At 69.8% G+C, this 13,258-nt stretch carries 14 protein-coding genes; 3 read left to right on the top strand and 11 right to left on the bottom strand.

The window, feature by feature from the left end; genetic code table 11:
* Positions 1-20: 20 nt before the first annotated feature.
* Together ACQPYK_RS42145 and ACQPYK_RS42150 are read right to left on the bottom strand one after the other, a co-directional pair.
* Complete coding sequence (locus tag ACQPYK_RS42145; RefSeq protein WP_433244735.1) at positions 21-1,643, bottom strand: protein kinase domain-containing protein; 1,623 nt, start codon at positions 1,641-1,643, stop codon at positions 21-23.
* Between the two features lie 423 nt (positions 1,644-2,066).
* On the bottom strand, positions 2,067-2,249 hold the full coding sequence (locus ACQPYK_RS42150; protein WP_433244738.1) for a hypothetical protein: 183 nt from the start codon (positions 2,247-2,249) through the stop codon (positions 2,067-2,069).
* Positions 2,250-2,272: 23 nt separating this feature from the next.
* Between ACQPYK_RS42150 and ACQPYK_RS42155 the strand changes: the two genes are divergently transcribed.
* On the top strand, positions 2,273-2,653 hold the full coding sequence (locus ACQPYK_RS42155; RefSeq protein WP_433244741.1) for a thioesterase family protein: 381 nt from the start codon (positions 2,273-2,275) through the stop codon (positions 2,651-2,653).
* Positions 2,654-2,835: 182 nt separating this feature from the next.
* Here the strand turns inward: ACQPYK_RS42155 and ACQPYK_RS42160 are convergent, their stop codons facing one another.
* The 7 genes from ACQPYK_RS42160 to ACQPYK_RS42190 form a co-directional block, all read right to left on the bottom strand.
* Positions 2,836-3,048, bottom strand: coding sequence for a biotin/lipoyl-binding carrier protein (locus tag ACQPYK_RS42160; protein WP_433244743.1), 213 nt, complete (start codon positions 3,046-3,048; stop codon positions 2,836-2,838).
* 49 nt (positions 3,049-3,097) lie between these two features.
* On the bottom strand, positions 3,098-4,429 hold the full coding sequence (locus ACQPYK_RS42165; RefSeq protein ID WP_433244746.1) for an acetyl-CoA carboxylase biotin carboxylase subunit: 1,332 nt from the start codon (positions 4,427-4,429) through the stop codon (positions 3,098-3,100).
* Positions 4,430-4,601: 172 nt separating this feature from the next.
* Positions 4,602-5,885: an HD-GYP domain-containing protein gene (locus ACQPYK_RS42170; protein ID WP_433244749.1), complete on the bottom strand. Its 1,284-nt coding sequence runs from the start codon at positions 5,883-5,885 to the stop codon at positions 4,602-4,604.
* A gap of 114 nt (positions 5,886-5,999) precedes the next feature.
* Positions 6,000-7,355, bottom strand: coding sequence for an HD-GYP domain-containing protein (locus tag ACQPYK_RS42175; protein ID WP_433244752.1), 1,356 nt, complete (start codon positions 7,353-7,355; stop codon positions 6,000-6,002).
* A 199-nt stretch (positions 7,356-7,554) separates the two neighbouring features.
* The gene (locus ACQPYK_RS42180) at positions 7,555-8,523 is read right to left on the bottom strand and encodes an NAD-dependent epimerase/dehydratase family protein (RefSeq protein WP_433244755.1); all 969 of its coding nucleotides are present in this window, start codon (positions 8,521-8,523) and stop codon (positions 7,555-7,557) included.
* 23 nt (positions 8,524-8,546) lie between these two features.
* A complete protein-coding gene (rsrA, locus tag ACQPYK_RS42185; protein ID WP_433244758.1) occupies positions 8,547-8,813 on the bottom strand; it encodes a mycothiol system anti-sigma-R factor in 267 nt (88 codons plus the stop codon).
* 67 nt (positions 8,814-8,880) lie between these two features.
* On the bottom strand, positions 8,881-9,417 hold the full coding sequence (locus ACQPYK_RS42190) for a sigma-70 family RNA polymerase sigma factor (protein WP_231509598.1): 537 nt from the start codon (positions 9,415-9,417) through the stop codon (positions 8,881-8,883).
* A gap of 352 nt (positions 9,418-9,769) precedes the next feature.
* On the opposite strand from ACQPYK_RS42190, the gene ACQPYK_RS42195 reads away from it, so the two are divergent.
* Complete coding sequence (locus ACQPYK_RS42195) at positions 9,770-10,507, top strand: class I SAM-dependent methyltransferase (RefSeq protein ID WP_433244761.1); 738 nt, start codon at positions 9,770-9,772, stop codon at positions 10,505-10,507.
* 120 nt (positions 10,508-10,627) lie between these two features.
* Here the strand turns inward: ACQPYK_RS42195 and ACQPYK_RS42200 are convergent, their stop codons facing one another.
* Together ACQPYK_RS42200 and ACQPYK_RS42205 are read right to left on the bottom strand one after the other, a co-directional pair.
* Positions 10,628-10,960, bottom strand: coding sequence for a TraR/DksA family transcriptional regulator (locus ACQPYK_RS42200; protein ID WP_433244764.1), 333 nt, complete (start codon positions 10,958-10,960; stop codon positions 10,628-10,630).
* A 180-nt stretch (positions 10,961-11,140) separates the two neighbouring features.
* Positions 11,141-11,905 carry an SOS response-associated peptidase gene (locus tag ACQPYK_RS42205; protein WP_433244767.1) on the bottom strand — a complete coding sequence of 255 codons (765 nt, stop codon included), beginning with the start codon at positions 11,903-11,905 and terminating at the stop codon, positions 11,141-11,143.
* A gap of 59 nt (positions 11,906-11,964) precedes the next feature.
* Between ACQPYK_RS42205 and aroA the strand changes: the two genes are divergently transcribed.
* Positions 11,965-13,242: a 3-phosphoshikimate 1-carboxyvinyltransferase gene (gene aroA, locus ACQPYK_RS42210; RefSeq protein WP_433244771.1), complete on the top strand. Its 1,278-nt coding sequence runs from the start codon at positions 11,965-11,967 to the stop codon at positions 13,240-13,242.
* The last annotated feature ends 16 nt before the right edge of the window (positions 13,243-13,258 follow it).

Here is a 13,258-nt window from a genome sequence, read left to right on the forward strand (position 1 = left end):
AGAGCACGTCAGAACGCATCCTAGGAGCCGAGCTTCGCGCTCAGGCTGGGGGCCGGAGTCGGGGTGGGGGTCGGCGAGCACTGATAGTTGGCCACGATGATCTCCACCGGCTGCCGGGGATCCCACATGGTCCCTCCGCCGGGGTGCTGCTCGACCACCTTCATGCACCGCGTCTGGTCGAGGTCGGCGCTGTCGGTGCGCGTCGCCTTCAGCCCGGCCCTCTTGAGCTCGTCCCTGGCCGCCTCCGGCGTCATGCCCATGACGTTGGGCACCTCCCGCTTCGGCACCGGCGTCGGGGACGGCGTGGCGGTGGGCTTCGGCGTGGCGGTGGGCGACGGCGTCCTGGTCGGCGTGCGGGTCGGTTTGGGGACGGTGGTCGGCCTCTCGGTCTGCGCGGGCTGCTCGGTCGGGAACATCCGGGTCGGGGTCGGCCTCGCCGTTCGCGTCCGGATCCTGGTTTTCGTGGCCCTCGGCGAGTCGCTGGGGTCGGCCAGCGAGCCGGGGTTGGCCTGGGGACTGATCGGCGTCTCGCCGGAGGCCGCCATCCCGTTGATGGCCACGGCGACGAGACCGACGCACATCACGCCGGCGGCCGCCGACATCGCCAGCATCCCGCCCTTGCGCCGCGGCTTTTTGGCGCTCTTCGCGGCGCGGCGGCCGCGCTCCCGCGCGACCGCCTCGGTGGCCGGACCGGTCGTGGGCGGCGCGCCCTGCCAACCGGCCTCCGGTGCCGTGGCACCCTGCCAGCCCGTCTGCGGCGGCTCAGCGCTCTGCCAGCCCGTCTGGGGCACGGCTCCGGCGGGCGACGTGTGCGAGGCCACCGGTGGCATTGCCGTGGCACCGGTCTCCGGGCCGAGGTGCACCGCCTGCCTGGCGGCCGCGCTCATCGCGGCGGCACTGGGGAAACGCCGGGCCGGGTCCTTGGACAGGGCCCGCTCCACCAGGGCCCGCACCGCGGGCGGGATATGCGGCGGCAACGGCGGCGGCGCCTCGCGGATGTGCTTGAGCGCGATGGTGACCGGGGTGTCGCCGTCGAACGGCCGCCGCCCCGCCAGGCACTCGTAGGCCACCACGCCCAGCGCGTAGACGTCGACGGCCGGGGTGACCGGCGCGCCCTCGGCCTGCTCCGGCGCGCAGTAGGCGGCGGTGCCGAGCACCATGCCCGCGTCCGTCAGCCTGCTGGCCGCGTCGGACCGGGCGATGCCGAAGTCGGTGAGGACGAGGGTGCCGTCGGAGCGCACCATCAGGTTGCCGGGCTTGACGTCCCGGTGGACGATGCCCTGGTCGTGTACGGCCTGCAGAGCCGAAGCGGCCTGGGCGATGAGCTCCATGGCGGCGCCGGGGGCGATGGAGCCCATCCGGCCGAGCAGCCGGTCCAGCGGCTCGCCGTCCACGAACTTCATCACCAGGTATGCCGTCGCCCCCGCGCCGGGCACCTCGTGAATTCCGTAGTCGTAGACGTCGACCACGCCGGGGTGGTTGATCGTCGCCATCGCCCGGGCCTCGCCCTGGAAACGCACCAGGAAGCCGGGGTCGTCGGTACGGCCCGGAAGCAGCACTTTGACAGCGACGGTGCGGGCCAAGACGGTGTCCTCACCGCGCCACACCTCGCCCATACCGCCGGCGCCGATGCGGGTATCCAACCGATACCGCCCCGCCAGCGTCGTGCCTTGGGCCACCATTACTCCCCCGTAACCCTCTCCACTCCCACCCCAGGGTTCTCCAACAAAGCGGATTTGTATCGCGCCAACGTCACAGCAGCGTAACGAAACCCCGCAAGCCGCAAGCCTCACAAACAAGACGCGTGCCGTAGCATCGCACAAAACGCAGAACCTTTGGGGGCACTTGTACGCATTACCCGCTTTTCGGCAAGGGCTGCCGGCGACCGCGGCGGACGGCGATCGGGACCCCGGCCACCAAGACGACGGCGACCGTGAGCCCGGCGACGAAGCCCCGACTCCCTGGAATTCCTTTGCTTGATGCAAAGCGAACCCCAACTTAACGATAGAAGAGCAGTGCTCGATCCATCGTGGGAATAGATCTACGCGGAGACCTCCGGGCCGGGCTCAGCCGCTCAGCGAGCCGTGTTCCGCGCAACGCGCCGACCAGCCGCCAGGGGTCACCTGGACCACCATCCGGCGACGGCAGCGGGCGCAGTAACGCGGTGGCTCCAACGCCCGCGCGGCCAGGCAGCCCGCGTGGTCGCCCTCTTCGGCCGGACGGCCACAGTGATCGCAGTAGGGGGTCACGGGATCACCTTATGCTGGCGCCCATGACGCTCACTCCCGGTTTGCGCGCCCGGCTTGTCACCATGGTCGAGAGGTCGGACACCGCGGCCAAGGTCGGCAGCGGAGACGTCCCCGTGCTGGCCACCCCCCGCTTGCTGGCCCTGGCCGAGCAGGCCACCCTCCAGGCGGTCGCGGGGGCCCTGGATCCCGCCCAGACCTCCGTGGGCACCAAGGTCGCCCTGGAGCACCTGGCGGCCAGTCCGGTCGGCACCCACGTGGAGATCACCGCCGAGCTCGTCGAGGTGGACGGCCGCCGCCTGGTGTTCGCCTTCACCGCCCACGACCGGCACACCGCCGTCGCGACCGGCACGATCGAGCGGATGGTCGTCGACCGCCGGCGTTTCCTCGCCAAGCTCACCCGCTGACCGCCCGCACCCTCTCACCGGCCGCTCACACTCTCTCACCGGCCGCCCGCGCCGATCCGCGGCCGCGCATCCGCCCCCGGCGGTGGCCGCGCATCGCATCCGCCCCCGCGCGGCGTCCGCACCGGCGCCGATACGGCGAAAGCCCGTGCGGCGACCGGCACGGCGACACAGCCCGCGCCGGGCTACTCGATGACGGCGATGAGGTCACCCTCCTGGATGACATCGCCCTCGGCGACCTTGATCTCAGCGATCACACCGTCGTCCTCGGCGATGACCGGAATCTCCATCTTCATCGACTCAAGGATGACCAGGGTGTCACCGTCCTCGACGGTGTCACCCTGGGCGACAAGGACCTTCCAGACATTTGCCACCATCTCGGCGCGTACTTCAGCCACCGGACACTCCTATCAATCACTGTGGTTCAACTGTGCCAGACCGACCTGTTCAGGCCCTCATCCGAGCCACCAGTCCGGTGTCGTAGTCGCCGCTGACGAACTCGGGGTGTTCGAGCAGCTCCGCGCAGAACGGCAGGTTGTCCTTGGGGCCGACGACCTTGAAGTCCGCCACGGCCTGCCGGGCGCGCTCCAGGGCCTCCTGCCGCGTCTGCCCGAACACGCACAGCTTCGCCATGAGCGGGTCGTAGAACGGCGTGACCGTGTTCCCCTCCGCGTAACCGGAATCCACCCGGACACCCTCACCGGACGGCTCCGCCCAGATGTCGATCTTCCCTGGCCCGGGGAAGAACCGCTTGGGGTCCTCGGCGTAGACGCGGAACTCGATCGCATGGCCCCGCGCGGCCGGCGCCGGCCCGGTCTTCTCGCCCGCGGCGATCCGCAGCTGTTGCTCGACCAGATCCACACCGGTGACCAGCTCGGTCACCGGGTGCTCCACCTGAAGCCGGGTGTTCATCTCCAGGAACACGAAATCCTGCTTGTCGGCGTCGACCAGGCACTCCACGGTCCCGGCGCCCAGGTATCCGACCGCCTCGCCCGCCCGCACCGCCGCCGCCAGCATGCGCTCACGCAACTGCGGGGTGATGCCAGGAGACGGCGTCTCCTCCACGACCTTCTGGTGGCGGCGCTGCACCGAGCAGTCACGCTCACCCAGCGCGACGACGGTGCCGTCCGCCAGACCGAGAATCTGCACCTCGACATGGCGGGCGCGCTCGATGTAGCGCTCCAGCAGGATCGCGGGCGTCCCGCCGAACCTGGAGGCGGCCCTGGAGGCCTGCTCGAACGCCTTGGCCAGCCCGGCCTCGTCGTGAGCGACCCCCATGCCGATGCCGCCGCCACCACCGGCCGTCTTGACCATGACCGGATAGCCGATGCCCGCGGCGGCCACCACGGCCTCCTCCAGACCGGTGACCGGCTCGCGGGTCCCCGCGGCGACGGGCACACCGGCCGCCTCCATCAGGTTACGGGCGTTGATCTTGTCGCCCATCCGCTCGATCGCCTCGGGCGAAGGGCCGATCCAGATCAGGCCCGCGTCGACGACCGCGCGAGCGAATACGGCGTTCTCCGAGAAGAACCCGTATCCCGGGTGGACGGCCTGGGCACCCGACACGCGGGCGGCCTCAAGCACCTTCGCGGCGTCGAGATAGCTGTGCGCCGGGTTGGCCGGCCCCAGCAGGATCGCCTCGTCGGCCTCCCGCACGAAAGGCAGGTCGGCATCGGCCTCGGAATACACCGCGATGGCTCGCAGTCCCATGCGCTGGACCGTGCGGATGATCCGCCGTGCGATTTCGCCACGGTTGGCGACCAGAACAGACTCGAACACGTTGGTGGACCCCTTTCGACCGCTCCACCCTATGACCGGGGTCTCGGCACAACCGTTTGCCCGAAACCACCGATCACAGCAACGCGATCTGTAGGAAACCCACAACTACGCGGGACGGGAGCCTCGTCACCCGAGATCGAAAGCCTCTTCGGGAGAAGGTCTTCCACAACCTTCAGAACCGATATCCCGGAGTCATCCTGTCGATGACCCGAGCCATGGCCTCGACGACCGCTGGATCGTACTCCTCACCGGCGCCCAGGCGGAGCCGTTCGAGAGCGGCTCCGGCACGATCACGGTCAGTGGAGCCACCGACCAGGTCGTCATAGGCGTTGGCCACCTTGATGATGCGACTGGCCAGCGGCGGCGTCTCGGCACAGGGATCACACTGGCGGCGGACGATCTCGGCCACCCGGTCCAGCACCCCGGTCTGCCGGATCACCTCCGCGCCGAGCTCGGCGATCCGCCGGGCCTGCTCGGGCTCGGTGAGCACCGTGGCGCCGCCGGGGATCGGATCACGCAGCGAAAGCTGACCGATATCGTGCATGAGCGCGGCGTATTCCAGCTCCAGCAGCTCGGGCTCGGCCAGGCCGAGCTCCCGGCCGATCCCGATCGCCAGGCGGCTGACCCGGCGCGAGTGACCCGGCTCGACGTAACCGCCGACCTCCGTGACCCGTGACAGCGCCCGCACCGTCTGGAGGTAGGTGGCGCGGATCCCGGCGTATTTCCGGAAGGCGACCTGGGTGACCAGCAGCGGCGCGGCGAAGACCAGCAGCGCGGCCATGTCCATGCTGTGCGAGGCGAGAGCGAGCAGGATGCCGGAGGCGGCGACGGCGGCCCACAGCGGCGCGGCCATCCGCAACTCGTCGTGGAGCGCCACGCCGAAGGCCGCACGCACCTGCTCGGCCCGCAGAACGGCGGCCAACAGCACATCGACCAGCACCATCACCAGGATGAGCACCGCCATCACGCCGAGCACGGGCCACCAACCGCTCTCAGGCCCCCCCGCCAGGCCGAACAGCGGCCCCGCCAGCGGCCGGTAGGCCAGGGCGAGCAGCGCGCCGGTGAGCAACCTGCGCGCCATCGCGTCCAACCGGGGCGGGCGGCTCACCGCCAGATGCGGCAGGGCTCCGGCGGCCATGCCGACCGCCAGGACCGCGACGACCTGGAGCGCCGAGTGCCGCGCCGGGACGCCACCCATGTCCAGCAGCAGCGTGTAACCGAGCGCGGCGGCCGCGCCGATCGGCGCCACCTCCCGATTGCCCGGCATCGTGAGCCTGGCCAGCTCTCCCGCCGCGATCAACGCGCCGAACCCGATCGCGATCTCCGGGTCGAGCAGACCGGTGGCCGCGGTGTGCGCCACCCCCGCCACCGCCAACAGCCCGGCCACACAGATCAACAGGAGCTGGCCGGAGTCAAGCCGCTGAAACGCCCGCGCGGAAATCACAGTGCCGCTCACCGCTTTGCGTCCATGGTCGCGCTCGCCCTCTCACTCGCTCCGCTCGCCCGACGGCTCACCGCTTTGCGTCCATGGTCGCGCTCGCCCTCTCACTCGCTCCGCTCGCCCGACGGCTCACCGTTCCGACACCACCTGGATGGGCATGGTCGGATCGTCGTGGTCCTTGGTCGTGGTCTCCACCTCGTCGGCCGGGGGTGTGACGACCTTGCGCGGGGGCTCCCAGCCGTCACGGTCGACGGCCTTGATGAACGCCATGACCATCACCGGGTCGAACTGGGTGCCGGCCCCCTTGCGCAGCTCGGCCATGGCCACCTCCACCGGGCGAGCGCCACGGTAGGAGCGGTCGGAGGTCATCGAGTCGAACGCGTCGGCCACCGCGATGATCCGGGCGAACTCCGGGATCTCGTCCCCGGCCAGTCCCATCGGATATCCCTTGCCGTCCTGCCGCTCGTGATGGTGCATGATCCCGGCGAACGCCTCGTCCAGGAAGTCGATGCCGCGTACGATCTCCAGCCCGCGCATCGGGTGGAGCTGGATGGCGGCGAACTCCTCCTCGGTGAGCGGGCCGTCCTTCTGCAGCACCTTCGTCGGCACGCCCAGCTTGCCCACGTCGTGCAGCATGCCCGCATAGCGGATCGCCCGCAGCCGCTCGGGCCCCATTCCGATCTCCTGAGCGATCATGCCGGAGGCCAGCGAGACGCGGGTGCAGTGGCCGCGAGTGTAGTAGTCCTTGGTCTCCACGGCCTGGCACAGGGCGGCGATCGTGGCGTCGTAAGAGCGCTGCTGGGCGAGATACTGGCCGAACGCCCAGCGGGCGACGAACAGCGGCAGCAGGACGAGCACCGCGGAGATCGAGCTGACCGTCGCCCACAGCCCCGCGATCAGCAGGCCGAAAGTGGCATAGCCCAGGTAGGACACCATGAACTGGGCCAGCCCCCGCAACGGCACCTGGTCGGCCTGACCGGTGAGCACGAGCACGATCGCGATCAGGATGAAGTTGAGGGGGACGAAAACCGCCGCCGCGCCGGCGAACGGCACGATCAGGTCGTCGAACCCCGCGATGGTCGGCAGGCCGACCGTGCCTCCCAGCCATTCGTAGACCCGACCCGCGACGTAACCGCAGACGGCGAACTGAGCGCCGTTGAACAGCCGCTTCACCAGCGGCAGGCCGGGTCGCACGCTGAACACAGCCGTCATGCCGACCAGCGCCGCCCCCTCGGGGCCGACGAGGACCACCGCGGCGAGCGCGGCCGAGAAGCTGACCGACACCGCGGCCTGCTTGACGTTGAGCAGGGTCGGCACCGACTCGCACACCAGGAACAACAAGGCCAATACCAGCAGGTTCGACCAGTCGAGCTGCTCGAGACGACCGCTCACCGCCACGCTGTAGCCGAGCAGCGCGAACGCCGCTCCGATCACAGCGACAAGGTAGACCTTGGCAAACCACGGCAGTCCACGCAAAGCGGCCACCCTTGGGTCCTACGAGCGCGTGCTCAAGTCCAGGAGATCCCCGGACGTGCCGGGCTGACCGTTTCCTTCAACATGCGCTGCCTCCATGTCGTTTTCGCGACTCAGGCTACAGAAGCCGGCCCGGCCCGGAGGGGATGACCGGGAATCGCAAGCAAAGCGTAACCAATCCATCACCGCACGCCATCGCGGGTGAGACGGGCTAGCGGGCCGCCAGGCGGGCCCTCGCCCAGTCGACGGTGGCCTTCAGCCCGGTGGTCAGGTCCGTCTGGGGACGCCAGCCCAGTCCTTCCAGCGCGGGGACCGGATCGACCGCCATCGCCGGAAGGTCACCCAGACGCGGCTCGGCGCTGCCCGGCTCGTCGGGCCCGCCGGCGGCCTCGGCCACCAGGGCGTGCAGGGCGCGATCGGTGGTCTCCACCCCGGTGCCCAGGTTGAACCGGCGACCGTTTCCGACGTCCCCGCAGGCTCGGGCGAAGCCGTCCACCACGTCATCGACGAAGACGTAGTCACGGGTCTGGTCGCCGTCGCCGTACAGGACCGTGGGCGTGCCGTTGAGCAGGGCGTCGGTGAAGATGGCGACCACTCCGGCCTCGCCGTCGGGCGACTGGCGCGGGCCGTAGACGTTGGAGAGCACCAGCGTGGTGTAGTCGATGTCGTGAAGCGCCTTGAAGGCGGCCAGATAGGTCTCCGCGCTGAGCTTGGAGGCCGCGTACGGCGAGCGCGGGTCGGTCGCCGCGTCCCCCGGGACCGGGATGACCGCGGGCCTGCCGTACACGGCGACCGAGGAGGCGAAGACGACCTTGCGGGTGCCGCCGCGGTGGGCGGCGGTGAGGACGGAAGCGGTGCCCTCGACGTTGAGCCGGGCGTCGTGGACGGGATCGGCCACGCTCTTGCGCACGCTGATCTGCGCGGCGAGATGGCAGATGACCTCGGGCCTCCACTCGGCGGCGAGACCGATCAGCGCCGGCTCGCGAACGTCCATCTCGTGCAACCTGAAGCGCGGGCTGCGCGCCGCTCCGACGAGGTTGTCGCGATCTCCGCCGGACAGGTCGTCGACGACCGTGACCTCGTGGCCGTCCGCCAGCAGCCGGTCCACCAGATTGGATCCGATGAATCCCGCTCCACCCGTGACGAGTATCCGCATGCCGTCCCCCGCTCGTATGGCCATGGCCGTACGGAGATCCTAGGAGGTCAGCCGGTCAACTCCGAGCGGACCTGCTCGATCCGGTCGAGCACTTTGGCGCGCAGGTCCTCCGATGCCCGGTCACAGCCGCAGTGCTTGGCGACGAGCTGCTTGACGACCTGCTCCAGGCCGTACTCCTCCAGACAGGGACCGCATTCGTCCAGGTGCTCGCGGATGTCGACGCAGTTGTTCTCGTCGAGCTCACCGTCGAGGTAGGTGTAAACCTTGTCCAGGACTTCGCGACAGTCAGTGGCGTGCGGCTTTCCACAGCTCATGCGATCACCCCGCTCCGGTTCACCGTGCCCATGTGCCCGCACCCGCGGTCGCCGTCGGCTCGCTCGCTCACTTCGCACCCTCCGCGGGGACCAGGCCACGCTCGCGGGCGTAGTCTTCGAGTTGCGTCCGCAACTGGCGGCGGCCACGGTGAAGCCGCGACATCACGGTCCCGATGGGGGTGCCCATGATGTCGGCGATCTCCTTGTACGGGAACCCCTCGACGTCGGCGAGATAGACGGCGATCCGGAACTCCTCGGGGAGCGCGGCCAGCGCCTGCTTCACGTCGCTGTCGGGAAGGTGCTCCAGCGCCTCGATCTCAGCCGACTTCAGCCCCGCCGAGGTGTGCGACTCGGCCCTGGCGAGCTGCCAGTCCTCGATCTCCTCGGCGCCCGACTGCTTGGGCTCCCGCTGCTTCTTGCGGTAGCTGTTGATGAAGGTGTTGGTCAGGATGCGGTACAGCCAGGCCTTGAGGTTCGTGCCTTCCTGGAACTGGTGGAAGGACGCGAAGGCCTTGGCGAAGGTCTCCTGAAGGAGGTCTTCGGCATCCGCTGGGTTTCGGGTCATCCGAAGCGCGGCGGAATAGAGCTGGTCGAGATAGGGCATCACATCCCGCTCGAACCGTGTGCTCCGCTGCTCCAGAGTCTCCTCTTCTGTCGCAGGGACCGGACCCACCCCCTTAAGATCTCCGGAGCCCTGCTGACGCGGGACTCCGTACTGAGCGGAGAATACCCGCTCATCAGGGAAGGACCGATCACCGGGGCGGGTGATGGGTTCGATCAACGCGAGCATCGGCTTGCCAACCTCCGGAAAGGATCGTGCGTTGTCCGCTTGCAACACGCCCGCCCGGTCATCTGTTCCCACAAGATAGAAGGTGAATAAGGGCCCGGTACGGGGAAAAACATACGTACCGGCAGGTAGCTGCAGACCACCGGATACCCGACGCCAGGAGTCGCTTGTGCTGCCCATCCCGGCCGAAGAGCTGAACGGCTCAGGAACGCTTGGGCCGTACTGGACCTTTTATCGCGCGGTCGCCGCCGAGCAGCTCAGCCGCTGGCTGCCGGAGAGTCCTTCCACGGTCCTGGACCTGTCCGGCGGCAGGGGTCGCTGGTCGGCCCAGACCTCCAAGGCCGGCCACCGGGTGCTGGAGGTGGTCGACTTCCGCCGCGCCGTGGAGGGTCAGCCGCTGCACGACGCCTCCAAGGTCCGCCAGGTCCGCGCCGACGATCTCCGTTTCCTCCCTGACCGCAGTGTGGACGCCGTGCTCGCCGAAGAGCGCGCGATGTCGGTGGAGCTCATGGCCGAGTCCGCGATCGGTGACATCGCCCGGGTGCTGCGCCCCGGCGGGCGGGCGTTGGTCTGCGTCGACTCGCTGGTGCTGGGAATGGCGATCCTCGCCGAGCAGAACTATTGGGCCCATCTGCGTCAGACCGGCGAGGTCATGCTCGTGCCCTGGCCGGACGGGAGCATCACCCGGTGCTTCAGCAGCGGTCAGCTCCGCGACCTGCTCACCGAGGCCGGTCTGGAGGTCGAGTGGATACGGCCACGCACGGTGCTGTCCCCCTCGACGGTCGACCACGTGCTGGCCTCCGACCCGCGGGCGCTCACCTGGCTGGTCAACACCGAACTGGAGGCCCATCCGGCCGACGACGACACCGTGGGCATCCACCTGGTCGCCAGTGCCCGCCGCCGATAAGACCGACAGGACCGGTAAGGCGGGCGAGGTCGTGAGGTACGCGAGCCGGAAGGCGCGCAACGGCACGGGAAAGGTGACGGAAGGGCACGGGAGAGGTGTCGGCGGGCCGGCCAGGACCGCTCAGTGCCGGCGCTCGCGCTTCGACTGGCACTGCACGCAACGGGCGGCCTCGGGACGCGCTTCGAGCCTGCCCTCCGGTACGGGCTTGCCGCAGTCGGCGCAGAGGCCGTAGAGGCCGTCGTCCAGCCGCTTGAGCGCCTCCAGCACCGAACGGCGCTGCCGGGTGGCCGCATCCAGCATGGCTCGGACGCGGTCCACGTCGGTCAGGACCGATCCGGCGTCCGCCGCGGACCGGTCCCACACGGCCAGAGGATCTCCCCGCAGGACCTTGATGGATCGGTCGAGCTCGGCGAGCATGCTTTCCAGGCGCACACGCGCGGTCGCGGCGTCCACGAATCCGCACCTCCGCAAAGTGGGGGCGGCCTGTGAAGGGATTCCCCGGTTCTCCCGCCAGGCGCGAAGGGGATGAGTTTCCACGGCGATGACCTCGTCCGGAGGCGTCGCCTCTCTCAGCGGATGCCCATTCGGCGCTGGTTTTACACCGATCACGGAGCGTTTTCGAATACGGAACGCTCAGAAAAGCGCCTGGCTCTCCTCTTCCTCTTCCTCGCTCATCGGTTCGATGAGCTCCGGGCCGTTGTTGCGCACCGAGTTGACCGCCGTGGAGACCGGATACGCCTTCAACCCGGTGGAACCGGCGGGAACCAGGAACTCCAGCGCGTCGGGAACGCCGGGGTCGAGCCACTCCGACCAGCGGTCCCGCTCGATCAGCATCGGCATCCGGTCGTGGACCTTACCGGCCTCGTCCAGAGCGGAAGTGGTGATGACCGTACAGGTCACCAGCCATGCGAGCGGATCGTCGTCAGGCCGGCCGCGGTCTCGCCAGAATTCGTACAGCCCCGCCATGGCCATGACCCCGCCGTCGGCCGGCTGGATGAAGTAGGGCTGCTTCTTCGGCTTTCCCGCCGTTCCCTCCTTCTCCAGCACGGCCCATTCGTAGTAGCCGTCCGCCGGAAGCAGGCACCGACGCTCCGCGAACGCCTTGCGAAACGACGGCTTCTCGGTGACCGTCTCCACCCGGGCATTGATCATTCTTGAGCCGATGGACGGGTCCTTCGCCCAGGCCGGGACCAGGCCCCATCGGAGCACCTGCAGCTGCCGCACCGCACGGCTGTCCGGATTGTTCTTCGGCACCCGGCTCATCACCGCGTAGACCGGCTTGGTCGGCGCGACGTTGTAGTCGGGCGGGAGCTCCTCCTCGGCGGCTCCGTCGACCTCGACCTCGAATTCCTCAAGCAACTCCTGCTTGTTTCGCGCAGACGCGTATCTCCCGCACATATTTCCACCTTGCCACGTGTTCGAGGACGCAGGGTCACCACCCCGGTAGGCTTTTGACCATGTCCGCTCCGCTGTGGCCCGCACCGACCGCGACCCGACCCGTCCGCGCGACCGTTCCCCTGCCCGGCTCGAAGTCCGTGACCAACCGCGCGCTGCTGCTCGCCGCGCTGGCCGACGGCCCCGGCACGGTACGGCTGGCGCTGCGCAGCCGGGACGCCGATCTGATGGTCGACGCGCTGCGCGCGCTCGGCGCCACGATGACCCCCTCCAACGAGAGCGCCTCCGGCGTCGACTGGGCCGTCACGCCCGGCCCCGTCACCGGCGGCGCCCGGATCGACGTGGGGCTCGCGGGCACGGTGATGCGGTTCGTGCCGCCGATGGCGGCTCTCAGCGGCGAGGAGGTGTTCTTCGACGGCGACCCGCACGCGCGCAAGCGCCCGATGGGCACGATTCTGGGCGCACTGCGCGCCCTCGGCGCCGAGGTGGACAACGACGCGCTGCCGTTCACCGTCCGGGGCCCGCTGACCGGCGGAGAGGTCACGCTCGACGCGTCCGGCTCCTCCCAGTTCCTGTCCGGCCTGCTGCTGACCGCGGCGCGATTCGACAAAGGCGTGACGGTACGGCACGCCGGCCCGCCGATCCCGTCGCAGCCGCACATCCGGATGACGGTTCAGATGCTGCGCGAGTTCGGCGTCCGGATCGACGACTCCGAGCCCGACGTCTGGCGGGTCGAGCCGGGGCCGATCCGCGCCAGGGACTTCACCGTGGAGCCCGACCTGTCCAACGCCGCGCCGTTCCTGTCCGCCGCGATGGTCGCCGGCGGCACGGTCACCATCCCCGGCTGGCCGGCGGAGACGACCCAGCCGGGCGATCAGCTGCGGTCACTGCTGGCGGACATGGGCGCCTCGGTCCAACGCACGCCCGCCGGGCTCGCGGTCACCGGCACCGGACGCATCACCGGCATCGAGGCGGACCTGCGCGACGTCGCCGAGCTGACCCCGACGATCGCCGCCCTGGCCGCCCTGGCCGACTCCCCCAGCCGGATCAGCGGCGTCGCCCACATCCGCGGGCACGAGACCGACCGGCTGGCCGCCCTGGTCGCCGAGATCAACGGCCTCGGCGGTGACGCCAACGAGACCGACGACGGCCTGGAGATCCGGCCGCGCCCACTCACCGGCGGGGTGTTCCACTCCTACGCCGACCACCGGATGGCCACCGCCGGTGCGGTGATCGGCCTGGCCGTGCCGGGGGTCGAGGTGGAGGACATCGCCACGACGGGTAAGACTCTCCCGGAGTTCGCCTCCATGTGGGCGGACATGCTGGACGGCGCACGGTGACGGGTCACCGGCCGGC

Source organism: Streptosporangium sp. CA-135522 (assembly GCF_050949235.1).
In the GTDB taxonomy this organism is placed as follows: Bacteria; Actinomycetota; Actinomycetes; order Streptosporangiales; family Streptosporangiaceae; genus Streptosporangium.